The sequence below is a fragment of the Petralouisia sp. genome (assembly GCF_056822245.1).
The window spans coordinates 1-24339 of record NZ_JBQIOP010000059.1 but is presented as its reverse complement, the minus strand read 5'-3'; the positions used below and the strand labels follow the sequence as shown (position 1 = coordinate 24339).

Sequence of the window (24339 nt, the reverse complement as noted above, 5' to 3'; positions counted from 1 at the left end):
TGAAAGTATGTGAAAACTAAGGAACCGCCGTATACGGAACCGTACGTACGGTGGTGTGGGAGGTCGGTAGATAAAATAATTATCTACCTCCTACCCGATTGTTAAAATAATTGGTTGCACTTTTCAGTTTGCCCGCAATGGTTTTTGTATAGGAAACAATTACACGTTTGTGTTTATTATAGACTTGCTTTAAGAAAATGTTTGGATTATATTGCATCCAAACCATTTGGTCAATCTAACAAAGCAGCTTTAATGTGCAATAAAGATAACTCCATTGCACTGCATCTATATTATAAATTTGGTTTTAGGGAAACTGGAAATGAAGATGAGGATGAAATTGAACTTGCTTTGTTTCTATAAATAAAACAAGTTGGTTACAGCTCAATTAGCTGATTTGCGGAAAGCTTCTTTCTATGAGGGTTTGCAGTGTAAGGAAATTTGTTTAAGTCCTATCTTCCGCATTTAACCCTGGTAGATTTTAAATTTACCAGGGTATTTTTTCCTGAAAGCGGTCAGCCGTTGCTATCCCAAATTGTGCTTCTATATATTTAACCGCCGGAGTAATACTTACCTAAAGCGTACTGAAAAAGTGATTCTGGAAACACATGCACACATCATCATTCATGGGAAGAATTTTAAAATGTTTTCCGGATTTTCTCCACATCCAGCATCCCAAGGTCCCCCGCCAGTTCTGTCAATTCTGCCTCCAGACAAAACAAATCTACTGCTGTAGCAAAAAAATCCAGTATCACATTTATGGCAACTGCAATCACAATGGCCTGGGCAGGGATTTCAAGCTGTAAAAGCAGAATCGTATAGCAGGCAAGAGCACCTCCGGGAATGGGCGGGGTAGCCACAGCCAGTACAACCGCAATGATCAGCGCTGTAATCAGCCATACCGGAGATATTTTCACACCATAAATCTCCGCCATGCAAATTCCCATTACAAAATATAAAATAGAAAATCCCGGCATGAATACCACCTGGCCAAGAGGAACACCGATATTTACAATTTTTTTATCAATCCCCAGCTTTTCTGCGCACACTTTCCTGTTCTCCAAAAATGCGGCGGCAGAAGAAGCTGTTGTCAGACCGATCAGAAAAACTGGAAAAACTTTTTTCAGAAAGACTGCCATAGAAACTTTTTTACGAATGCATACAAGACCTGTATAAACCGCCATAAGAAAAACATCCCCAAGCAGCATAACCGGCAGCACTTTATATGCCTTCAGCAGTACAGAAAAGTTTTTACCAAGAATCATATTGAACAGGCTGCCAAAAATGAAAACGGGGACAAAAGCGCTGATATTTTCCATGATTAGTAATACAATGGCATTTGCCTGTTCTAAAAATAGTGAAACAATCCCAACCTTGTTCCCCAGAATCAGCATTGCCATCCCTGTAAGGACTGCAAGAAAAATAATCTGTAAAGGATTTCCCGCCAAAAAAGGAGTGAAAAAATTATCCGGTACAATTCCAAGAACCATTTCCAGAAGCTCCGAAAGCTGAAAGGAACTGCTGCCGCTGCCTGCAAGAGGAAAGAACGGAAGGATGGCAACGCCAAATACTGTGGTAAAAATCAGCGTCATCCATAAAAATCTATAGATCATCCGCTTTCCGACTTTTCCCAGCGTTGCAATATCCCCGATATTATAAATACCGCCTGCCACCGACAAAAAGATCAAGGGACCAGAAACAGCGCTCAACAACCCCATAAATGTGTCAAAAACAGGCGTAATCATTTCCTCTGAAAGAAAATTAACCGTTTTTTCCGGCAGAAAAATGCTTACCATACCGCAAAAAAGAGCCAGCGCCACTGCTGCCAACAGTGATACTGCAGGAGATAATTTTTTCTTTTTTAATGTAAAGGTAAGGTAATTCACTCCGTTTTTGAACTGCCATGTGGGAATTTCCCCCATACCTGAAAGGATGCCTTTCAGAATAACGCTTTCTTCGCCGCCGTTTGTATGAACCACATCGTTTCTTTCTCCCGGAATAGAAAAACTGGCATACAGACGGTTTATCCGCTTTCTGCACTGAAATTGAAAAGTCCCATTTGTGCCAAAAGCTTCCTGATAGTTCAGCAGTATCTCTTCCACAGTCAGTCGTGTGCGGAGAATGTCTCTTTTTTCCCCATTGGCGCGTTCACAAAACGTCTCGACTTCATGGCACGCCATATCTATATCATGATTTGTCAGAGTGTAATCCTGCATTTTAAACTCCTAAAAGATTAAATCCGTTCATGTTTTTCTTCTCTTAGTTTTCTCACATCCAGCATATCAAGATCGGCGGCCAGTTCCACAAGTTCCGCCTGCAGACAGAACAAGTTCACCGCTGTCGTAATAAATTCCAGTATTACATTGAGGGCAATCGTGACCGTTACAGCCTCCATGGGAATCTTAAGCTGGACAAACAAAATCGTATAACAGGTCAGCGCACCGCCGGGAATAGGAGGCGCCGCCACCGCAAGCACAATAGCAATGAGACCGGCTGTAGCCAGCCACGCCGGAGAAACCGTCACGCCATAGATTTCAGCCATACAAAATCCCACCGCCAGAAACATAACGGAAACCCCTGGCATAAAAATAACCTGCCCCAAAGGAATACCAAAATTAACGATCCTTTTGTCAATCCCAAGGTCTTTTTCACAGCACTCCATATTCACCCCAAATGCGGCAGAAGAAGATGCCGTGGTTAATGCAATCAGAAACGTGGGCATCATCTTTTTCAGCAATACCCAAAGCTGCACCTTCCTCCTTGTGCATACTAACACAAGATACACTGCCAGAAGAATGGCGTCTCCCATAAGCATTACCAGAACCACCTTATATGCAGGAAGAAACACCGAAAAGCTGTTACCCAGTATCATACTTAAAATACTGCCAAACACAAACACGGGAACAAATGAACTGACTGTCTCCATAATAAGCTGTATAATATAATTGGACTGTTCCACAAAGGCCGCGGCAATCGTAGCTTTGTTTCCCAGAATCAGCATTGCGATTCCGATTATAACTGCCACAAAAATAATCTGCATAGGATTCCCTTCTGTAAAGGGCGTAAAAAAGTTGCCTGGTACAATATCCAGAACCATTTGAAACAATTCAGAAAAATCAAACTTCCCCCCGTCTCCGATTTTAAGAGAAAAAAACGGCATGGCAAATGCACATACGGGCAGTGTCAGAAGAATCGTCATCAGCATAAAGCGTCCAATCATCCTCTTTCCGATTCTGCCCATAGCCGCCATATCCCCAATGCCGTATATTCCCCATACAATTGAAAGAAACACCATAGGGCCTGCAATGGCTGATAAAAGTCCCATAAAGCGGTTAAATACCGGGCTGATAATCTCATTTGCAAGAAAAGTCCTGATATTCTCTGGCAGGAAACTACACACACCGCCGCACAAAAAAGCCAGTATTACGGACAGCGCCAGTGAAGCCATCTGAGAACGTTTCTTCTTTTTGGGAGTAAATAAAATAAGATTCTCTCCATTTTTGTACTGCCACGCAGGTGCAACCCCCATATTGGCAAGCAGTCCCTGCAGTACCTGGCTCTGTTCTTCCTCTCCTGTATCAAAGGGATCAAACCTTTCCCCTGGCAGAAAAAGTTCCAGACGGATACGATTAAGACGTTTGATATATTTTTGTGCAAATACTGCCTCCATACCGAAAGCCTCCTGGTACTTTAACAGCGTTTCCTCCACTGCAAGCCGGATTTGGATAATATTTCTGGCATCAACGCCCCATTCTCCAAGCGTCTTTTCTGCAAGACTGCTTGTCTGCGCAATGTTTTCATTAGTTAAATTCATCTTTTCCATAATTTTTTCTCTTATTTTTTTAATCTATAACTAAGTTGAGCTGCTCTATATATTTATAGCAGATAAGAATTTTGCTTTGGTGGGTATGGGATAATTTGTATTTTTTTTGGTATGATTTGCTATAAATCCTTGTGAGGAAAAAGAGTATATTCATGATTTATTTCCGCTTTCAAAGGTGTCCGTTTCTTCCCAAGACAAATCATTTCTTTCGTTACATTTCAAACTGTCTTTCGTTACATTTTGCAAACATATCCCATTTTTTTGCCGATAGATTAAATAGAGATATTACAGGCTTGGAGTGAGAAATTTGGATATAGCAGTTGTTGATGATGAAAAAGTAATCCGGGAACAGCTCCGTGAAATGATAGAAAACCAGAAGCCGGACTGTAATGCGGCTTGCTTTTCGTCCGGGGAAGAACTGCTTGCCGCAGCAAAGCCCTTTGACATTATTTTCCTTGACATACAAATGGACGGCATGAATGGCATTGAAGCGGCAAAGGAAGTAAGGGAAACGAACACAGACACCGTCTTAATATTCATTACGGGCATAAAGGAATATGTGTTTGAAGCTCTTGATATATATGCGTTTCATTATTTACTGAAGCCTGTCACCAAACAGAAATTTACGGAAGTTTTTGAAGAGGCGTTAAAGGAAGCCGGACTGCGGCACATGCGCCGGAACAGGCAGCTTTTTATCAATACAAGAAACAGGGGAATTACCATAGACGCAGACAAAATTCTGTATATCGAAAGTGTATCAAGAAAAGTGAAAATTCATACCATGCAGGAGATCGTTGAAGCCTATGCCGCGCTTGGCGAACTGGAAAGGCAGCTTGGCGGGTCATTTTACCGCTGCCACCGGGGATATCTTGTAAATATGGCGCATATCAGGGAATACAAAAGCGACTGCATAACGCTTACAGGCGGCGATACCGTTTATTTGACAAAGAAAAAATACGGCGAATTTGTCAATACGTATATGTGGTACTTGCAGAACGGAGGGGCTTTCAGTGTATAGTCTGATAGATTTGATTTTTACGGTTTTTACAGTAGTTTCCGTTCTGCTTCAAGGGTACTGCCTGCAATATTTTTTAGGAAGTTTTTTGGAGAGCAGGACAAAAAGCCGTTTTCATGGGCTTTATGTTATGGCTGTTTACGGGCTGTCACGGCTATGTATCTATTGGCTTCCCCCAACAGGATATGAAAGTGTAAAGACGGTTTGGAAAACGGCGCTGTTACTTTGTATGCTGCTTGTTACAGCAATGTGTTTTTATAAGGCGTTTCATGGGGTTACGCTCTTTCTTGCGGCTGCTTTCCGTGCAGTCGCTGATATCAGCGCATTCCTGGTGCTGATTCTGCTTGATAAGCCAGTGAATAAACTGCTTATGGTATGGAACTTGTGTCTGGAGAAAGGGATTATCACTTCTGAAAAAACTTTTGAAACAGTAATAAACGTCAGTGTAATCGGGAATCAGATTTTTCGGGAAGCAGCGCTTATTCTGATGCTGTACCTGTCACTGAAAGGGATTGTACGCAATTATCGGGAAAAGGATTATGCGCTCCAGAGGACAGAATTGTTATCTATCCTTACTCCGGCTGTGGTGAGCCTGCTGTTTTGTGCGCTGCTCCGTACGATCCTGTTTACGGTAGAAGAAAATGGCGTGGAAATGGTGTATGACAAATACCCGCTGTTACTGGTCATCCTCCCCGCAATCCTGCTTTTGTCGCTGCTGTCTATCTTATACGGAGTAAAGCTGTTTCAGGATACGGTTTATCTGAACAGGGAACGGAGCAGCAGAATCGTACTGGAAAAACAGATAGGAAGTATGCAGGAGCATATAGCGGAAATGGAGCGTGTCTATTCCGGCATACGGAGCATGAAACACGATATGAAGAATACGGTTTCCGTTGTCCTGCAGCTGGCCGCTGAAAAGGGAGAAAGTGAAAATGAAGAACTGCAAACCTATCTGTCAGAACTGAACCAGACTTTTGACAGTCTGGACTTTTCTTTTAAGACGGGAAACAGCGTGATTGACACGCTGCTCAACATGAAATACCATGAAGCGCTGCGCATTGCCCCGGACTTGCAGTTTGATGTAAAAAAACTGCTTCTCCCCTCTGATCTGGTGATCCGGAGTTACGATTTAGGCGTTATTTTAGGCAATGCTTTGGATAATGCAATGGAAGCCTGCCGGAAGCTGAAAGACAAAGAGCCGGAAGCTAAACCCTTTATCCGGCTGTCGTCTGTCAGGAAAGATAACCTGCTAATTTTCAAGATAGAAAACAGTTTTGACGGAACGCTGAAACGGAAAGGGCAGTCGGGGCTTCCCGAAACAGATAAAGCAGACAAAAAAGTACACGGAATAGGGCTTGCAAACATCAAAAATACGGCCGGGAACTATCAAGGCACAATGGATTATAAGATAGACGGCAGGGTATTTATCCTTTCCGTTATGATAAAAAATGAAAAGCATAGAGAAATGACGAAGGATTATGGGCGGCTGAAGAATGACGGATCAACCAAACCGCCATTAGAAATATCAAAATAGCAGCGAAGTATTAAATTTTATAAACAGGAGGACAAAATCATGGCAATTACAGGTATTGGAAACAGCTGCAGCAATGTATATGAAGGTGCATATGCCGCACAAAAAAATGAGGCGGAAACGAAAGCAGAAGCGAAAGATACTGCGTCTGCGCGGACAGGGAACATGAAACAGGCAGGAACGGACGGCATATCAGATTATTATGTTTATTTACAGAAGAATTATGATTGTATGTCAAAGGGAAATATAACAATATCCGGTGAGTATTTGAAGGAGTGTTCGGACAATTCTGCAAAAGCAAAGGAACTGGAGGATTTTCTGAAAAAAATTCCCGAACTTGAAAAACAGGGATATGAACAGCTTTCAGCGCAAAATAAGGCTTTGGGCGGAACGGTAACCTATTATCAGCAGACATGGATGATTCACAAGGACGGCAGCATACAGAGTACCGTATATTCCGTAACGGAAACAGATATGACCAATGCAGAGAGAATGAAGAAGAACATGGAGGAACGGTTGGAGAAACAGAAAGAAAAGAAGGAGGAAGAAGAAAAAGTAAAGGATAAGAAAGAGAAAGAGGAAGAAGAAAAAGTAAAGGATGAGAAAAATAAAAAAGTGCAGCAGGCCGAAAAGCTGAATGGAAATACAGAGAAAATTTCTGTGCTGAAAGCAGCAGAGCCGGCAATCTCTGTCAAATATATGGAAGCTGAATCTGAATTGGAAGCAAAGGCGATGATGCAGAAAGAAAGGCTGGAAGATGTCTATTATCCCAAATTTGATGTGAATGTTTAGGATATTTAACCGCCGGAGTAATATCAGGGAAGTCCGGGGAAACAAGAAGGGTGGATATTACAGTGATTTTAAGTGTTAGCCGCAGAACAGATATTCCAAATTATTATTCCGAATGGTTTTTGAACAGAATAAAGGAAGGATATGTGTATGTCCGCAATCCGATGAATGCACATCAGATTAGTAAAATTACTTTGTCGCCGGAAGTTGTAGACTGCATTGTTTTTTGGACGAAAAATCCTGAACCAATATTATTAAGGTTAGATGAAATGGATCATTATAAATATTATTTTCAATTTACGCTTACCGGTTATGGCAATGACATAGAACGTAATGTTCCGCATAAGAAGAAATCAATGATTCCAATATTTCAAAAATTGTCACATAAAATCGGGAAGGAAAAGGTGATATGGAGATACGATCCAATTATATTTACTGATAAATATAGTATGGAATACCACTTAAAAGCATTTGAACAAATTGCAGAAAAATTGCATGGATACACAGCTAAATGTGTCATAAGTTTCGTGGATATATATGCTAAAAACAAAAGAAGCATGAAAACATTAAATCCTTATTTTCCAACAGAAAATGATTTAGTTTCATTTGGAAAAGAAATTGCATTAATTGCGGGCAACCATAATATCAAAGTTGCGTCTTGTGCGGAACCTGTTGATTTGTCATCCTGTGGAATAGAGCACAATTGCTGTATTGACAAAGAATTAATTGAAAAGATAATCGGGTGTAAAATTCAGGCAGATAAAGATAAGAATCAAAGGAAGGAATGCGGCTGTATTGAAAGTGTTGATATAGGCGCATACAATACGTGCAAAAACGGATGTCAATATTGTTATGCAAACGATAGCCAGGAAAGTGTTTTCCAAAACTGTAAATTATACGATGTTAATTCTCCGCTTTTATGCGGAAAAATTGCAGAAAATGATAAAATTACAGAGAGAAAAGTAAAATCGCTGAAGGAAAAGCAGCTGACTATTTGGGATATATAAATTCTAAAAGAAAAAGGGTTGTCGCATCAAAGGTCATCTGGTGCAGAATTTCTTAATGCGACAGCCCCCATACATAAATTCAGCTCATTACTCTTTATGCCTTTTCTTCTTTATTAAGATACAAAATAGCTGATAAAAGTATTAAACTGAGGAGAACCCAGGGTAATGCTCCGTTTATAAAATCAATCAATGGATTCCCTTCAAATATTTCTCCAAGAATAATTAGAATAGTGCCTGTTACAATAGATATCCATGCAAACTTTATAATTTTTTTCTCCGCCTTAACAGCCTTGGTATCTTTTTCTATTTTCTTCAGCAATACGTCATCTCCTTTTATCAATTCATCAATACTTAATTCATATAGCTCGCTCATCCTAATAATGCTTAAAATATCAGGTAATGATTTTCCATTTTCCCAATTAGAGATGGTCTGTCTGGATACGAAAAGATTCTCTGCTGCCTGCTCCTGTGTATATTCCTTTTGTATACGAGCGTTTTTAATTTTATCTGCTATCCTCATTGTGTGTCCTCCTTCATTTATGAGTTTACAAAATTACGGTATGTCTGTCTATCAAATGTCCTTTACAAAAGGGGAAATTCATGTAAAAGGACTTTTACATGGTATGAAATTAAAGAATAAATTCAGTTTCCTTTATTGCACTGTGAATAGTATAGCTGTTTGAGCGAACTGTATCAAGGATATGTTGTGTATGTGGTTCATTGAGCTTTACTGATTCATTGATAACATAGTCAGATTCCATTCATTTTTCGGAAAAATACCAGGTGGAAGATGGGCTGATGAGAAATTAATCAAAAAGGAATTTGATAAATTCCTGCGTCTCCTATATAATGTAATTTATAGACAGAAATCAAAAAGGAGAAGCCAGGTTATTTTGTTTCATGATTATGGCAGATTCATATTTTTTGGAAGGAAATACAAGGACAAGGGAGATTCAGATGAAAAAAACAGATAAAGAATGGAGAAAAGACGGCTATCTTTTGCGTTTGTCCCGCCGGGAGGATGCAGAAAATTATTATACCCAGAATTTCTGCCCTCTGGATGCGGAGGTCATACGTTTAACCGGAAGCAGGCAGTCCTATACCCGGGAGGAAGTGGTGGGATTTTTCCTGCAGTGCGTCCAGGCGGAGGACCGATACGATTTTCTGCTGATTGCCGGGGACGGGCGCATTGTGGGGGAGAGCGTAATCAATGAGATTGACTGGGAGGCCCGCAGCGGGAACTTCCGTATTGTTATTTTTCAGCCGGATGCACAGGGAAAAGGTTTGGGCTCCTGGGCGGTGCAGGTGACGCGGGATTTTGCTTTTGAGGAGTTAAAGCTTCACCGGCTGAGCCTGGATGTGTTTTCCTTCAATGAGCGCGCCAGGAAAGCATATCTTGCGGCAGGATTTCGGGAGGAAGGAGTTCTTAAGAACGCTGTTTTAGACGGAGAGGAATATGCAGATGATATATTGATGGCGATTTTGGAAGAGGAATGGAGGGAGCTTTATGGAAAAGTATAATTTTAAATATCATCCGGATCCCCTGGAAACAGGCGCGTTTAAAAATGATCAGGCGGTAATTTGCAATTGCTGCAAAAAAGAAACAGATGTCTATTATACCGGCCCCTTCTACTCTGTGGAGGATGTGGAAAACCTATGTCCGGAGTGTATTAAAAGCGGCAGGGCGTCTGAAACGTATGACGGGGAATTTCAGGACGGGGAATCTACCGATTCAGTGAGTGATCCTGCAAAATTGGAGGAGCTGGTTTGCCGTACGCCTGGATACTGCGGCTGGCAGCAGGAGTATTGGCCTGCCCACTGCGACGATTACTGCGCTTATCTTGGATATTATGACTGGAAAAAGTTAGAAAAAGAGGGGCTTGCAGAAGAGATAGAAGAGACTTACCGGGAAGATATCTGCGGTGTGGATTTTACCGTTGCCAGGGAACATCTGCAATGTGACAGCGGCTATCTGTTCCGGTGCCTGCACTGCGGAAAACATTTTATATGTATTGATTTTGACTGAATAGAAATTCTGATACAGAAGGAAAAGGAAGAAGATGCTTTACGATAAAGACATTCGGGAACCGCTGTTTGATTTCCTGGAAGAGAGTTACGGGAAAATCAGGATCATCGAAGAAAAACAGATGGGAAGAAGCAGGGCGGATGTGGTAATGGTGCTGCAGGAGGCCCTCTGCGGACTGGAAATTAAAAGCGATGCGGACACTTATGCCAGACTTGGCCGGCAGGTCAGGGATTATGACCAGTATTTTGATTATAACTATATTGTGGCCGGCACAAAACATGCCCATCATGTGGAGGAGCATGTTCCGGATTGGTGGGGCATTATTACAGTGGAACTGGAAGAAGGAAGGCCGGATTTTTACCTGCTGCGGGAAGCCGGGGAGAATCCAAATATAAACTGGAAACGGAAAATGGGTCTTTTATGGCGGCCGGAGCTTGTCCATATTCAGGAGAGAAATCAGCTGCCCCGCTACAGGCAGAAAGGCAAGGATTTTGTGATCGATAAGATATTGCAGAAAGTTCCGAAAGAGCAATTGTACAGACAGATCAGCGATGAACTGTTTGAGCGGGATTACACGAAGATTGAAGAGGATATCAGAGCCTATAAAAAGGAGGCCCTGTTAAAACAGCTGCAATAAAAGACAGGGATATTTCACTTAAAAATCACTGCCCAGGCTGTCTGTCAAAAGGCGAACAGAGAAAAATGAACATTCAAAGAGAAAGCAGGTAAATGCTATGGGTTATCAGGACGAGTGGCTTCTGTTGGAAGCAGAAGATGATATAGATGAGATAGAGCACAGGCAGCCTACAGAGGAGTTTTTGTTTTATCAGGAGGTATCCAACGGAAATATAAAGGCGGTTCAGGAAAACTGTCAGCAGGAACGTTTTTTGGACAGTGAAGGGGTTGGAATTTTATCGCGGAATCCGGTAACAAACCTGAAATATCATTTTGTAATTACAACGGCCATGATTACCCGTCTGTGCAGGCAGAAGGGCATGGAACTGGAGCAGGCTTTTCGAATGAGTGATTTTTACATTCAAAAGTTGGATGACATCCATACGGTGCAGGGAGTGCGGGATCTGCATGATGAAATGGTGTTGGATTATACGGAAAAAATGCGTAAGCTCAGGCGCAGCGATACCAACTCAAAACATATCAACGCCTGCAAGGAATATATTTATTCCCATATTAAGGATCGTATTACTATTGAGGATTTATCGGATGAGTTGGGGGTGTCTGCCAGTTATCTGTCAAGGCTGTTCAAAAAAGAGACAGGAGATTCTGTCAGCGCCTATATCCGCATACAGAAGATAGAAAAAGCCAAAAATCTTCTTCGATACAGCGATTATTCTATTATTGATATTGCAAACCGCCTGTCTTTTTCTTCCCAGAGCCATTTCATTCAGCAGTTCCGGGAACTTACGGGCATTACGCCTAAGAAGTATCGGGATAATAATTATATGGCGCAGTGGGAGATTGAGAAAGATGTATGAGGTTGGCAGAAAGAGCAGACCTTGCATCGGAAGGTGGATGCAGATTGCCGCAGAGGGGAAACGTCAGCACAGTGTTTCCTTTCTGCGGCATCTTTGCTGTCTTTCTTTCAGCTTTTTCAGGTATGTTCCGTTTTATAAGAAGAGGACAATTTCATTTTCCTTCTGAAGCAGTCTGTCTGGGATATAAGTTCCATCCAGTTCTGTTCCGTTCAGTATAAGTTTTTCACAGCCGGATTCCTGATGATTGGGGTTTTCTATCCGGATGTGAAGATGTTTTCCGCGGAAATCCTTTTCTATTTCCAGGTGTTCCCAGCTTTTTGGAATGGCAGGGGATATCTGAATGCCAAAAAGATCCGGGCGAAGCCCCAGGATACCTTCTACACATCCCACCATCATTGTGGAAGCAGTGCCTGTAAGCCAGTGGACATGAGAGCGTCCAGGGTGCCGGCTGTCCCGGCCTTCTGTAAACTGTCCGTAGCAATAGGGCTCCAGGCGGCGGATTTCTGCCTGGTTATTTTGGGCGGCGGGGGCATTTTCCATGAAATAGGTAAAAGCCCGTTCTCCGTGGCCCTTAAGAGCTTCCGCCAGGATAATCCAGCCCTGGGACTGGGAAAAAATGCCGGCATTTTCTTTTACCCCTGGATTATAAATGACTGCCAAAGCTCCGGCAAAAGCGTGGGAGTGGTAGGGCGGGTCCATCAGCAGCGCGCCGTAATTGGTATTCAGCCGCTGATATACGGTGTCAAGTATGGCGTCTGCCTGGGCGTTATCTGCCAGTCTGCTGATTACAGCCCAGCTCTGAGGGTTCAGCCACAGACTGGCTTCCGGGTCGGAAGAAGCGCCGATTTGTCTGCCGTCTTCTGTGTATCCCCGGATAAATCGATCTTTGTCCCAACAAAGCTTTTGGATGGTTTCGCCCAGTTCGTCCTGTTTTTGTCTTAGATATTTCAGATAATCCATATCTTTTTTATATTCGGCAAAGATTTGCAGGATAGACAATGCATAATAAAACTGCAGCGCCACAAATGTGGATTCTCCCTTTGCGCCAAGACGCAGGCAGTCATTCCAGTCTGCGTAGAGTCCGGCAGGCATCTGATGGGAACCCAGGTGGTTCAAAGAAAATTGGACGGCCCGCTTCAGATGACCGTAAACGCTGTCAGTTTCCTTATCTGCATAAGGGATCTCCTCTTCCAGAAATTTGAGATTTCCTGTTTCCGCAATATATTTATAAACGGTGGGAAACAGCCACAGGGCGTCGTCTGCCCGGTATGCGGGATGTCCGGTTTCCTGTCGGTAGGAGGCGTCGTCCGGGGTGTCCTCATGGCCGGGGCGGTGGGTGAATTTCACCAGAGGCAGTCCGCCGCCGCTGCTGGTCTGGGCGGAGAGCATAAAGCGGATTTTTTCGGCCGCTTCCTCTGGCGCAAGGTGAATGATTCCCTGGATATCCTGCACCGTGTCCCGGTAGCCGTAGCCGTTGCGCAGCCCGCAGTAGATAAAGGACGCCGCCCTGGACCAGAGAAATGTCATAAAGCAGTTGTAGGCGTTCCAGGTATTAATCATGGTGTTGAATTCCGGGCTTGGGGTGTTTACTTTCAGGCGATCCAGTTTTTCCTGCCAATGGGATTTTAGTTCTGCAAGTTCCCGTTTTACAGTTATTTTGGCATTTGTGTAATTGGTAATGATGTTCTCAGCTTCATCGGAGTATTTTTCTCCCAGGAGAAATGCAATCGTTGTGGTTTCTTCCGGCGCCAGAGTGACAATGCAGGAGAGGGCGCCGCAGGAATTTTCATTGTAGCTTAGCGCATTTCCAAGGTTGCCGGAGCTTATGCCCTGGGGATTGCTGTAATTTTGGTATTTCCCAAGAAAATGTTCTTTATCTCCGCAATAGGAGGAAACCGCTGCCCCTGCCAGGCCGAAGAAACGTTCTGTTACATTTTTTTCATCAATCTGTTCTTCTGATGCCAGTGCATCCAGATTTCCGTGAATTTGCTGCACAATCCGGTTGTCCTTAAACAGAGTGCGGCCGATAAACAGGGAGTATTGCAGATTTACCTGATCCTGTTCGTAATTGCTGTGGTTGGTAAATTCAGCGTAGCCTGTCAGCGTAAGGCTCCGGGGCCTGTCGGAATGATTGGTCAGGGTAAGAGCCCAAACTTCATGGGACTTTTCCAGAGGAACATAGTAGGAAGCCCTGGAGGTGATGCCGTCATAAGAAGCTTCCATTTGTGTATAGCCTAATCCGTGACGGCAAAGGTTTTTATAATTATTCAGGTCTTTGCCCACCGGCTGCCAGGAAGCGGACCAGTAATCTTTGGAATCGTTGTCCCGGATGTAAAGGTATCGTCCCGGCTGGTCGAAATTGTTGAAAATGTAACGCAGAATCCGGCCGTTTGCCCCCGATTTGGCAAAACTGTACCCGCCTGCATTGTTGGAGATAATCGCCCCGTAAGCCGGGGAGCCAAGGTAATTGACCCATGGCGCCGGGGTGTCCGGCCGTTCAATGACGTATTCTCGGTGTTCGTTGTCAAAATATCCGTATTTCATGAGTAAGTGAGTTTCCTTTCTTGGTTTGTTTCGTGATTTATATGATTTCCACAATAATACTGTAAGTTTCTCCCGGCAGGGCGTCAATGACGCTCCGTGCAAGAAGGGCGGAGGAATCTTCGCAGATGGTAAGTTCCTCCTGTCCGCAGAATGCGGAACCTATGGTGTATGCGCCGAAATCTTTGCTGTTTTTATTCTTATAAGTAACGGCAAAGCGTTTTCCTGCAAAGGGTACGGTGATGGAGGCGGTTCCATTGGAATCGAACTGTTCGGCCAGAAGTTTGGGATACAAAATCAAATCTCCGGCTTCTCCCCGGATACCGAATACTTCTGTAATCATTGTCATCAGATACCAGCTTGCCGCTCCTGTTAAGTAGTGGTACATTCCCCGTCCGTCAGAACGGAAATATTCCGGAATACCGGGATAAATGCGGCTTACCTCAAAATTTAAGGCGGCGTCCGCCAGGGTTTTCAAAGCTTTCCATCCTTCCCTGACAAAGCCCCGGCGGTACAGGGCGTTTGCATACATCACAGCCATATGGGAAAAAACAGAGCCGTTTTCTTTTTCTCCGTAAGCAAATCCGAACATGCGGCCCATATCGGATTTCAGTTCTTGGAAATCCGTGTTCAGGCGGTAACCGCCGATTTCCTTTCGGTAAAGATAACGGTCTGCACTTTTTACAATTTTCCGGATATGAGTTTCTTCTGCCACGCCGCTCATTATGGCGAATACCTGTCCGGTCAGCATCATGCGGACGTTCTCTGGAAAAAAGCCTTCTGCGGGCCGGCCGTGGTTGTCATAATAGCTGTTAAACCAGCCCTCTTCGTCTGTCCCTTCCAACCATTCCTGGGTTCTGATATGATCCATCAGCCAGGTTGCTTTCTGGGTCAGATTGACAGCCAGGGAGGAAAGTGAAAAGCTTATCCGTTTTCCGGCGATATTGTGTTTGCAGAGAGAAGTATAATCGGTCAGGATGCTCTGTTTTCTGCTGACATCGTCATAGGCCTCCAGATCATTGCAGAGCAAAACTTCAATTTCTTCCAGCAGCATTGCGGTATGTTCCTGGGAGCAGTCGTCCAGCAGCCGGATTAGAGAAGCAAGCTCCAAAAGGCTGCCGGCATAGGCGCAGGTAAAGGCCACGCTTTCCCCATGTTCAGAAGCCATATCCAGGGCGTCGTTCCAGTCTGCATCCCGCAGCCGGTAAATATTATGGTTCCCCACTTCATAAAAAGCGGTAAGATGCTGGATAAACAGGTGTTCCAGAATACTTCCGGCATATACCTGATGATTTTCTGTCAGCTGCCGGCTGCCGTATGATTCATTCCAGAGGCCGTCAAGCGCCGTGCCCCGCTGAACCTGCTGGTCTTTAAAATAAGGAACCTGCTGATTGAGGATTTCGATATCCCCGGTTTGCTGAATGTATAATTTGGTTGTCATCAGAGGCCAGAGCGCATGATCCATCCATACCCGGGTGATGCCGTTTCTGTCGGCCAGGAAATTCCCGTCCCCGCTGCCGATAATGGTGGCGTTTGTTCCGTCTATGCGGACGCCGCCGTAATTTTTGACAATGGTCTGACGAACGCTTTTTGGTTCCAGCAAGAGCAGGGAGAGACAGTCCTGCCATAAATCCCGCCATCCCCGGCCGCCTCTGCCGTAATCATGATGCGGAAGGAAAGAACAGCCAAAGAGCCGCCGCAGGAAAGGCTGAAAGCTGACCCATTTCATCAGACTGTCAAAGTCTTTTTCTCCTGTGTGAAAGGAGATGTCTGTCTTTTTCTGCCAGTAGGTTTTGGTGTCTTCCAGGGCTTTCTGCACTTTAGAAGGTGTATTGTAAGACTGAAAGACATGAGAAATGTTTTCCCGGCAGGTTTCTGTTCCAAGGAGCAGGGTGTATTCGGCCTGCTGACCGGGAGCCAGGGAAACTGTTTTAAAGCGGAAAGCGCCCATAGCTTCTTTTCCTGCAGTCTGAAAAGGAGCCGAAACCCCTGGAAGTGGTTCTGACACAGCCCGGGGATGGGTAAAGGAGCCGCCTTCTCCCAGGAAATCTTCCGCGGTTGGATAGAAGCTGACCGGGGCGCTGCCGTCGCCTGCTATGCCCATAACATAGTAAATCCGGCTGTTTAGACGGTGCCCTTTTTCATCGAAGGACATAGTGGGACAGACGCAGATCCCGTGTGTATCGGCTTGGATGCGATGGAGCATGGAAGTGACATTTCGGTGATCCCGGATATTGTCAGCGCTGCGGCCGTAGATGGGAACAGCCGCATAAGGAGTCAGCTCCTGGGGCTTGTCTGACTGGTTTTGAATGGAAATTTGCATGATTTCCACATTTGCGTCCTTTGGAATAAAGATGGTAATGGATGAGACAAGCTGCATTATGTCAGAGACGCGCTCTGTTTTCTGCCACATAAATCCTCCGGTCAGCGTGCTTTTTTCCTGTTCAGGAGAGAATTTTGCCGCTTCCTGCTCGGATGAAACGCCTGTGGCAGAGTAAATGCCTTTACCCTTTACCCGGAACCAGAAATTTCGGGACGAACGGTTGTTGTGGAGATTTTCAGAACTTACGGGTTCTAATAGGAAAGTTTCCTGATCCAGTTTGGCGTCGCCGCCGAGATTTGGCGTCACTGCGCTTTTCAAGCCGGTTTCAGAAGCAAGGGGAAAATAGAGATAGCTTGTATTTTCCGGCTGTCTGATTGTGAAGCTGCCATGTTCGTCGGTGAATGTTATATGCTTCAATTTTATTTCTCCTTTCGTTTATCTATTAATAGAACTATCATATAGGAATTTGGATATGAGGAAAATCAGATCTATGAGAAAAATATCAGAATCATGACCTAAATTATATTCCGTGAATCTGCGTCTGTTTCAGAAAGAAAAATTTAAGGTAAAAGGGTCATGAATCTGATATTTTGTTAAAATCCATAGTATATCTGCACTCAGTTATACGCTATAATCCTGCCTATAATAAACGCAGGTTTTGCCTGCAGAAGAAAAAGGAGGATTTTGTAATGAAGAAGAGGGCAGTTAGTATTCTTTTGGCGGCGGCTTTGGCTGCAGGTGCGCTGGCAGGCTGCGGTTCACCGTCTGGCACAGGTTCTGCAGAGGGAAATACAGAAACCGGCACAGAAGAGGGAAGTGCAGAAACCGGCACAGAAGAGGGCAAGGTGATTAACATCTATAGCTGGAATGATGAATTCCGTCAGCGTGTGGAAGCAGTTTACCCAGAGGTAAAGGAGACTTCCAAAGATGGAACTGTGACTACCTTAAAGGACGGAACGGAAATCCACTGGACCATCAACCCCAATCAGGACGGCGTATATCAGCAGAAATTGGATGAAGCGCTGATGAATCAGGCAGACGCTGCAGCAGACGATAAGGTAGACATTTTCCTGTCAGAAACGGATTATGTCAATAAATATACGGATGCAGATGCAGACGCTGCAATGCCGCTTACTGATTTGGGTATTGATCCGGAAAAGGATTTGGCGGATCAGTACAGCTTTACCAAGGTGACGGCTTCTGATGCAGACGGTGTTCAGAGAGGCTCCACCTGGCAGTGCTGTCCGGGACTTCTGGTATACCGCCGGGATATTGCCAAAGATGTGTTCGGCACAGATGATCCGGAAGCGGTGGGCGAAAAGGTAAAGGACTGGGATACCATGAAAGCGACGGCAGAAGAGCTGAAGGCAAAGGGGTATTTTGCATTTTCTTCTTATGCAGACACATTCCGCCTCTATGGCAACAGCATTGCGCAGTCCTGGGTCAGCCCCGGGGAAACTGTGATTAAAGTGGATCAAAAGATTATGGACTGGGTTGCAGATTCCAAAGAGTGGCTGGATGCAGGTTATCTGGATAAGAATGTGAAAGGCCAGTGGAACGACGACTGGAATAAGGCTATGAGTTCTTCTTCCAAAGTGTTTGCATTTCTGTTCCCGGCATGGGGGATTGATTTTACATTAAAGCCTAACTGGGACGGTGAAGACGGCGCATGGGCAGTTACCAATCCTCCGCAGGAATATAACTGGGGCGGTTCCTATGTACATGCATGCACAGGTACAGATAATCCGAAACATGTAAAAGATATAATTCTTGCAGTAACGGGGGATCAGGAAAATCTGTTAAAGATTTCCAAGGATTATGCGGACTTTACCAATACAAAGACAGGGATGCAGCAGGCGGCGAAAGATGATGAGGGCTTTTCTTCTGAGTTCCTGGGCGGCCAGAATGCCTTTAAATATTTTGCGCCTGTAGCGGAAAATATTGAGATCGCGCCTCTTTCTGCTTATGATCAGGGCTGTGTGGAGTTAATCCAGAACTCTTTCAATGACTATCTGCAGGGACAGGTTGATTTCGAGAAAGCGAAAGCCAACTTTGAGACGGCAATCAGAGAGCGTTATCCGGATATCACAGAAATTCAGTGGCCGGAATAAAAAGGATTTGAATGTCAATGAAAGATGATTAAGATTCCCTGCCGGAATCAATGATTTTGGCGCTGCTGCATAGAAGGTGCGGCAGCGCCGTACAGAGAGAAAGGGGCGGCAGTTTATGGAAAAGAAGCATAAAAAAATAGATTATGCAAAATGGGGATATTTATTTATCCTTCCATTTTTTGTAAGTTTTTTCATTTTTTCTTTGATTCCTCTGGTGGATACCATCCGGTACAGTTTTTTTGAATATTACCGTTCAGGGATTAAAGAGGTGGGGCCGAACTTTGTGGGTTTGGAGAATTATATCAGTCTGTTGGGCTCTGATATGCTGAAATATGCAGGCAATACTATGATGCTTTGGATCATCGGATTTATTCCTCAGATCGTAATTGCGCTGCTTTTAGCAGAATGGTTTGTGGATGCGCGCCTGAAAATTCATGGGACACAGTTTTTTAAAGTTGTGATTTATCTGCCAAACCTGATTATGGCGTCGGCATTTGCAATGCTGTTTTTTACCATGTTTTCCACCAATGGGCCGATTAATTCCATATTAATGTCTTTGGGATGGATTAGCCAGCCCGTAGATTTCCTGGGCTCTGTAACGGGAACGCGGTCATTGGTGGGGCTAATGAATTTCCTGATGTGGTTCGGTAATTCTACGATTATGCTGATGGCTGCCATTATGGGAATCAGCCCGGATATTTTCGAGGCTTCTGAGCTAGATGGCTGCAACAGCGTACAGCGTTTTTTTTACATCACCCTTCCTCAGATACGGCCTATTCTTGCTTATACCCTGATTACTGCCATTATCGGCGGCCTGCAGATGTTTGACGTGCCGCAGATTCTCACAAACGGGCAGGGTACGCCGGACCGTACTTCCATGACGCTGATTATGTTCTTGAACAGCCATTTGAAGAGTAAGAACTACGGTATGGCGGGAGCATTGTCTGTATATCTGTTTGTGGTCAGCGGAATTTTATGTTTCATCGTATATCGGATGACCAATAATGATGATCCGGACGGCTCGAAAGCGGCTGCAAAAAAAGCGAAAAAACAAAGGAGGGGTTAGGCTTATGAAATCAAAGGGTACAAACCATTTTCGGAGCATTATAGCGCATATTGTACTGATTATTCTGTCTTTCATGTGCCTGTTTTTCTTTTATATCCTGTTTATCAATGCCACACGATCCCATGCAGACCTGCAGAAAGGGTTTTCTGCGCTGCCGGGAAATTATTTTCTGGAAAACCTGAAAAATGTTGCCAATGACGGAACTTTCCCGATGTTCCGGGGAATTTTAAACAGTTTAATTGTTTCCGGCTGTTCGGCGGCAATCTGCACTTATTTTTCAGCGTTGACAGCTTACGGCCTGTATGCGTATAATTTTAAATTAAAGAAAGCGGCTTTTACTTTTATTATGGCTATCCTTGTGATGCCTACCCAGGTAACGGCAATGGGATTTCTGCGGCTGGTAACGAATATGGGAATGTATGATTCTCTGCTTCCGCTGATTATTCCTGCGATTGCTTCGCCGTCTGTTTTTTATTTTATGTACAGTTACCTGCAGTCATCCCTTCCGCTGTCCCTGGTGGAGGCGGCGAGAATTGACGGTTCCGGAGAGTTTCGAACCTTCAACCAGATTGTAATCCCTATTATGAAACCGGCCATTGCGGTACAGGCAATCTTTACCTTTGTAGGTTCCTGGAATAATTATTTTGTTCCGGCCCTGGTCATTCAGTCCAAGGATAAGATGACGGTGCCCATTTTGATTGCAACCCTTCGGGGAGCGGATTACATGAATTTTGACATGGGAAAAATTTACATGATGATTCTGGTGGCAATTGTGCCCATTATCCTGGTGTATCTGTTCTTGTCAAAGTATATTATTGCAGGCGTTACCCTTGGAGGTGTGAAAGAGTAACTGTTTGACGGCGCCTAAACGGAGCGGAAAATATTGAAAAATGCACAGAATGGAGAAAATTATGGCAGAATTAAAGCAGGCCCACAGCGGTACATTAAAGGAGCGCCCCTCTGAACGGGAACTATTGCATGGCAGGCTTGCCAGGGAACTGGCGGCGGAGGGGATGGCGCTTTTGAAAAATGAAGGGGTTCTTCCTCTTTCAGCGTCAGCGCCTGTTGCGCTGTTTGGCAGCGGCGCGGCTAAAACGGTGAAAGGAGGAACCGGTTCCGGGGATGTGAATAACCGTTATAATGTCTCAGTTTATCAGGGATTGAAAGAGGCAGGCGTCTCTATTGTAAGTGAAGGATGGCTGTCGGATTATGAGGAATGTTATCAAAGGGCAAGAAATGATTGGAAGGAGAAGGTTCTGAAGGATGCAAAAAAGATGGAAAATCCTTTTGACGCCTATGCTTTAAATCCGTTTTCCCTGCCGGAAGGGCGCAGGATTGCAGAGGATGATGTACGTGGAGCTACGGCGGCTTTGTATGTCTTAAGCCGTATTTCCGGTGAAGGCAAGGATCGCAAAAAAGCGGAAGGGGACTATTATTTAAGCGCTCGGGAGCGGGAAGACATTCTTTTTCTGAACTGTCAGAATATACCCATTGTGCTGATTCTCAATGCAGGCGCGCCGGTGGAACTGACGGATATCCTGGAGGATGCAGAGAATATCAAAGGGATTCTGCATATTTCCCTGCCGGGGCAGGAGGGCGGACATGCGGCGGCAGATGTGCTGCTCGGAAAATCTGCGCCTGGAGGAAGGCTGACCTCCACCTGGGCAAAACGCTATGAAGATTATCCTTCAGCGGAAACCTTTGGAGCTCTGAATGGGAATCTTGCCACAGAGGAATACCGGGAGGGAATTTATGTGGGGTACCGTTATTTCAGCAGCTTCGGGGTACAGCCGCTGTTTCCCTTCGGTTATGGGCTTTCCTATACGGAATTTTCCGTTGATTATGATGGAATGGAGATAAGGGAAACAGAAGCGGAACTTACAGCTGCAGTAAAAAATATCGGGAAAACCCATGCAGGCCGTGAAGTAGTGCAGGTTTATGTGACGCTGCCTCAAAAGGGGATGGGAGAAACCTGTCATGAGCCGGCAGAAAGGGAAACGGATTCCCGTTGGGATGTGTTTTCGCCTCAGGGAAAAGAATCACATCGGTTAGCAGGATTTGCCAAAACAGGTCTTTTGCAGCCGGGAGAAACACAGAAGCTAACCATTGCCATAGAACAGAAGCAGCTGGCTGTTTTTTCAGAAACAGAACAGGCATGGATCATAGAGGCCGGTTCTTACGGAGTGTGGCTGGGGAAACATGCGGAAGCTTTGCAGCCGGCGGCAATCCTTACGGTGAAGGAATCTGTTTTGTTGGAACAGACGAAGGAAATTTGTCCGCTGCAGAAAGACTTGGAGGAATTTGAAGGGCCGGCATATGCAAAAGAACGGACCTTGAAATGGATGCAGACGCTGAAAGAGCAGAAGGCGCCGGAATTTCTTTTCCAGCCCAGGGCAGAAAGAAATGGAGAGTCCGGGAATGCGGAAATAAAAGGGAAGTCTGCGCCGGAAAATCATGATCGGTCAAAGGTTCAAGTAAAAAAAGCGGCCGGGGTTCCAACAGCAGGGGAAACTGACACTGCGGCGGAAGAATTGCCTGTTTCCGAATTAATTCCGCTGCTGTATGGAAATATTACAATGGGAGCCAGCACCCTTGGTTCGGCAGGAATCCGGGTGCCGGGCTCGGCGGGGGAGACTACAGAGGCATTGGAGGCTAAATACGGCATCCGTTCTCTGATTATGGCGGACGGGCCGGCCGGGCTCCGCCTGCGTCAGAGTTATCAGGTGGACAGGAAAACAGATTCCGTGTATGGCGTGGGCGTTCTTGGCTCCCTGGAAAATGGGTTTCTGGAGGAAATGGAGTACCATGAGAATGCGGACACTTATTATCAGTATTGTACCGCATTTCCTGTTGGAACAGCCTTGGCTCAGACCTGGGACGTCGATTTAATGAAACGGTTTGGCCGGGCTGTTGCTGTGGAAATGGATGAATTCTATGTGGATCTGTGGCTTGCTCCGGGAATGAACATTCAGCGGAATCCTCTGTGCGGCCGGAACTTTGAGTATTATTCGGAAGATCCCCTTCTGTCAGGAAAGCTTGCGGCGGCTGTTGCTGCCAGCGTACAGGCGGATGGAAGCTGCGGCGTTACGGTGAAGCATTTTGCATGCAATAATCAGGAAGATAACCGAATGGGGGTAAGCGCCTGCATTTCTCAGCGGGCTTTCCGAGAGATCTATCTCCGGGGATTTGAAATTGCAGTAAAGGAAGGCGCGCCGTTTGCCGTTATGACTTCGTATAACCTTATTAATGGCGTTCATGCAGCTAATTCCTGGGATATCTGCACCAGAGTTCTGCGGGAAGAGTGGGGATTTGAAGGTGTGGTTATGTCAGACTGGAACACAACAGTTCCGGAGGATGGGAGTATTCCCTGGAAATGCGCCGCTGCCGGAAATGAGATTATTATGCCGGGGAATCAGGAAGATGATGCGGATATCCGGAAAGCCTGTGAGCGGGGAGAACTATCAGAAGAGACAATTCGGGCTTGTGCAAAAAGGGTGATTGCAATGGTGAACAGGCTGGGATAGAGAAACTGGCATCCGGAATGCAAAAAATGGGCTCTGCTGCGATATTTAGTCGCCGGAGTAATATTTAACCGCCGGAGTAATCGTAACTGGAAAAGCAGCGCACTTCAAAAAAAGCATAGCTTTTCCAGTTCTCCTGTGATAATATGATTATGATATCAAAGCGGAACTGAAAGATGTTTTGGTTTCGCCATACAAGTGAAATTTAACGTTTCGGCAGTTAAATATCGTAATTTTTGTCAGAAAGGCGGCTGTTTAAATTTATGAGTTCCAAGGAAATGTTTATAAAATCAATTTATGCCGGCATAATGATTGGAATTGGCGGCATTGTATATTTATCAGCAGAAAACAGGGTGACAGGCTCTCTGCTGTTTTCTTTTGGGCTGCTGACCATTGTAACCCAGGGGTTTTGTTTGTACACCGGTAAAATCGGGTTTGTAAAAGACTTAAAAGAACTTTTACATATGCCGGTTATCATAATCGGAAACTTTATCGGAACATATCTGGCAGCATTTTTAATAAAAGCCGCACATCTTAACATTGACAGTTCGGAGCTTGTTAATAGAAAGTTAAATAACGATGTTCTGCCCGTTTTTATTCTGTCGGTATTTTGCGGCGTTATGATGTATCTGGCAATTGATAATTATAATAAATCGAAAAACATTCTGTTTATTATTGCGCCTGTCATGATATTCATACTGTCTGGATTTGAGCATTCCATTGCAAATATGTTTTATTTTAATCTGGCCGGAACCTATAGTTTGAAATCATTTTGTTATCTTATTGTTATGCTCACAGGCAATGGGATAGGCGCGAAGCTTTTCAGCTTGAAGCCGGAATAAGCCTGTAAAAGTCATAAAGAAAATTACCGTTGGGGAGCCGTCGGTACAGCCTGTCAGAGAAATTTATTCTGCGTAAAATTTACCGGCATCCCCTGCAGATTTGCATTTATCCATTCTTTTCCGCGCAAAGAATATCCTCCACCCCGCAGTCCAGGTCTTAACTTGACCCACATTTATATAAGATAACTTCGATAAGCAAGCAATGCGCATAGCACCTCTAACCCTTGCCAAATAGAACGTGCTCCGGGCATACC

Annotated in this window: 19 protein-coding genes; 13 read left to right on the top strand and 6 right to left on the bottom strand. The window is 44.7% G+C overall.

What is annotated here, in order from left to right; genetic code table 11:
- Positions 1 to 635: 635 nt before the first annotated feature.
- Positions 636 to 2213: a dicarboxylate/amino acid:cation symporter gene (locus ACTO17_RS17415; RefSeq protein ID WP_482558825.1), complete on the bottom strand. Its 1578-nt coding sequence runs from the start codon at positions 2211 to 2213 to the stop codon at positions 636 to 638.
- A 17-nt stretch (positions 2214 to 2230) separates the two neighbouring features.
- The gene (locus ACTO17_RS17410) at positions 2231 to 3820 is read right to left on the bottom strand and encodes a dicarboxylate/amino acid:cation symporter (protein WP_482558824.1); all 1590 of its coding nucleotides are present in this window, start codon (positions 3818 to 3820) and stop codon (positions 2231 to 2233) included.
- Between the two features lie 307 nt (positions 3821 to 4127).
- On the opposite strand from ACTO17_RS17410, the gene ACTO17_RS17405 reads away from it, so the two are divergent.
- The 4 genes from ACTO17_RS17405 to ACTO17_RS17390 all read left to right on the top strand — a co-directional run bounded on the left by ACTO17_RS17405 (position 4128) and on the right by ACTO17_RS17390 (position 8162).
- A complete protein-coding gene (locus ACTO17_RS17405; protein WP_482558823.1) occupies positions 4128 to 4838 on the top strand; it encodes a LytR/AlgR family response regulator transcription factor in 711 nt (236 codons plus the stop codon).
- Positions 4831 to 6369, top strand: coding sequence for an ATP-binding protein (locus ACTO17_RS17400; protein WP_482558822.1), 1539 nt, complete (start codon positions 4831 to 4833; stop codon positions 6367 to 6369). The genes ACTO17_RS17405 and ACTO17_RS17400 overlap by 8 nt, the downstream gene beginning before the upstream one ends.
- A gap of 39 nt (positions 6370 to 6408) precedes the next feature.
- The gene (locus ACTO17_RS17395; RefSeq protein WP_482558821.1) at positions 6409 to 7158 is read left to right on the top strand and encodes a hypothetical protein; all 750 of its coding nucleotides are present in this window, start codon (positions 6409 to 6411) and stop codon (positions 7156 to 7158) included.
- A gap of 62 nt (positions 7159 to 7220) precedes the next feature.
- Complete coding sequence (locus tag ACTO17_RS17390; protein WP_482558826.1) at positions 7221 to 8162, top strand: DUF1848 domain-containing protein; 942 nt, start codon at positions 7221 to 7223, stop codon at positions 8160 to 8162.
- 94 nt (positions 8163 to 8256) lie between these two features.
- On the opposite strand, the gene ACTO17_RS17385 is transcribed toward ACTO17_RS17390, so the two are convergent.
- A complete protein-coding gene (locus tag ACTO17_RS17385) occupies positions 8257 to 8682 on the bottom strand; it encodes a helix-turn-helix transcriptional regulator (RefSeq protein ID WP_482558820.1) in 426 nt (141 codons plus the stop codon).
- 437 nt (positions 8683 to 9119) lie between these two features.
- On the opposite strand from ACTO17_RS17385, the gene ACTO17_RS17380 reads away from it, so the two are divergent.
- From ACTO17_RS17380 to ACTO17_RS17365, 4 genes are all read left to right on the top strand, one after another.
- On the top strand, positions 9120 to 9683 hold the full coding sequence (locus ACTO17_RS17380) for a GNAT family N-acetyltransferase (RefSeq protein ID WP_482558819.1): 564 nt from the start codon (positions 9120 to 9122) through the stop codon (positions 9681 to 9683).
- A complete protein-coding gene (locus tag ACTO17_RS17375) occupies positions 9670 to 10188 on the top strand; it encodes a CbrC family protein (protein WP_482558818.1) in 519 nt (172 codons plus the stop codon). The genes ACTO17_RS17380 and ACTO17_RS17375 overlap by 14 nt, the downstream gene beginning before the upstream one ends.
- A 34-nt stretch (positions 10189 to 10222) precedes the next feature.
- Complete coding sequence (locus ACTO17_RS17370; RefSeq protein ID WP_482558817.1) at positions 10223 to 10825, top strand: sce7726 family protein; 603 nt, start codon at positions 10223 to 10225, stop codon at positions 10823 to 10825.
- Positions 10826 to 10922: 97 nt separating this feature from the next.
- Positions 10923 to 11681 carry a helix-turn-helix domain-containing protein gene (locus ACTO17_RS17365; protein ID WP_482558816.1) on the top strand — a complete coding sequence of 253 codons (759 nt, stop codon included), beginning with the start codon at positions 10923 to 10925 and terminating at the stop codon, positions 11679 to 11681.
- A gap of 132 nt (positions 11682 to 11813) precedes the next feature.
- On the opposite strand, the gene ACTO17_RS17360 is transcribed toward ACTO17_RS17365, so the two are convergent.
- Positions 11814 to 14225: a glycoside hydrolase family 94 protein gene (locus ACTO17_RS17360; protein WP_482558815.1), complete on the bottom strand. Its 2412-nt coding sequence runs from the start codon at positions 14223 to 14225 to the stop codon at positions 11814 to 11816.
- Between the two features lie 37 nt (positions 14226 to 14262).
- The gene (locus tag ACTO17_RS17355; protein WP_482558814.1) at positions 14263 to 16962 is read right to left on the bottom strand and encodes a GH36-type glycosyl hydrolase domain-containing protein; all 2700 of its coding nucleotides are present in this window, start codon (positions 16960 to 16962) and stop codon (positions 14263 to 14265) included.
- 272 nt (positions 16963 to 17234) lie between these two features.
- On the opposite strand from ACTO17_RS17355, the gene ACTO17_RS17350 reads away from it, so the two are divergent.
- The 5 genes from ACTO17_RS17350 to ACTO17_RS17330 all read left to right on the top strand — a co-directional run bounded on the left by ACTO17_RS17350 (position 17235) and on the right by ACTO17_RS17330 (position 24085).
- Entirely contained in the window at positions 17235 to 18656 is a 1422-nt protein-coding gene (locus ACTO17_RS17350; protein WP_482558813.1) for a carbohydrate ABC transporter substrate-binding protein, read from the top strand.
- 115 nt (positions 18657 to 18771) lie between these two features.
- On the top strand, positions 18772 to 19722 hold the full coding sequence (locus tag ACTO17_RS17345) for a carbohydrate ABC transporter permease (RefSeq protein ID WP_172536526.1): 951 nt from the start codon (positions 18772 to 18774) through the stop codon (positions 19720 to 19722).
- A gap of 4 nt (positions 19723 to 19726) precedes the next feature.
- Positions 19727 to 20572, top strand: a complete 846-nt coding sequence (locus ACTO17_RS17340) for a carbohydrate ABC transporter permease (protein ID WP_482558812.1) — start codon at positions 19727 to 19729, stop codon at positions 20570 to 20572.
- 61 nt (positions 20573 to 20633) lie between these two features.
- Complete coding sequence (locus ACTO17_RS17335; RefSeq protein WP_482558811.1) at positions 20634 to 23246, top strand: glycoside hydrolase family 3 protein; 2613 nt, start codon at positions 20634 to 20636, stop codon at positions 23244 to 23246.
- Positions 23247 to 23506: 260 nt separating this feature from the next.
- Positions 23507 to 24085 carry a formate/nitrite transporter family protein gene (locus ACTO17_RS17330; RefSeq protein ID WP_482558810.1) on the top strand — a complete coding sequence of 193 codons (579 nt, stop codon included), beginning with the start codon at positions 23507 to 23509 and terminating at the stop codon, positions 24083 to 24085.
- 63 nt (positions 24086 to 24148) lie between these two features.
- Here ACTO17_RS17330 and ACTO17_RS17325 read toward each other — a convergent pair.
- The coding region (locus ACTO17_RS17325) for a hypothetical protein (protein ID WP_482558809.1) at positions 24149 to 24339 on the bottom strand (191 nt) is incomplete at its 5' end.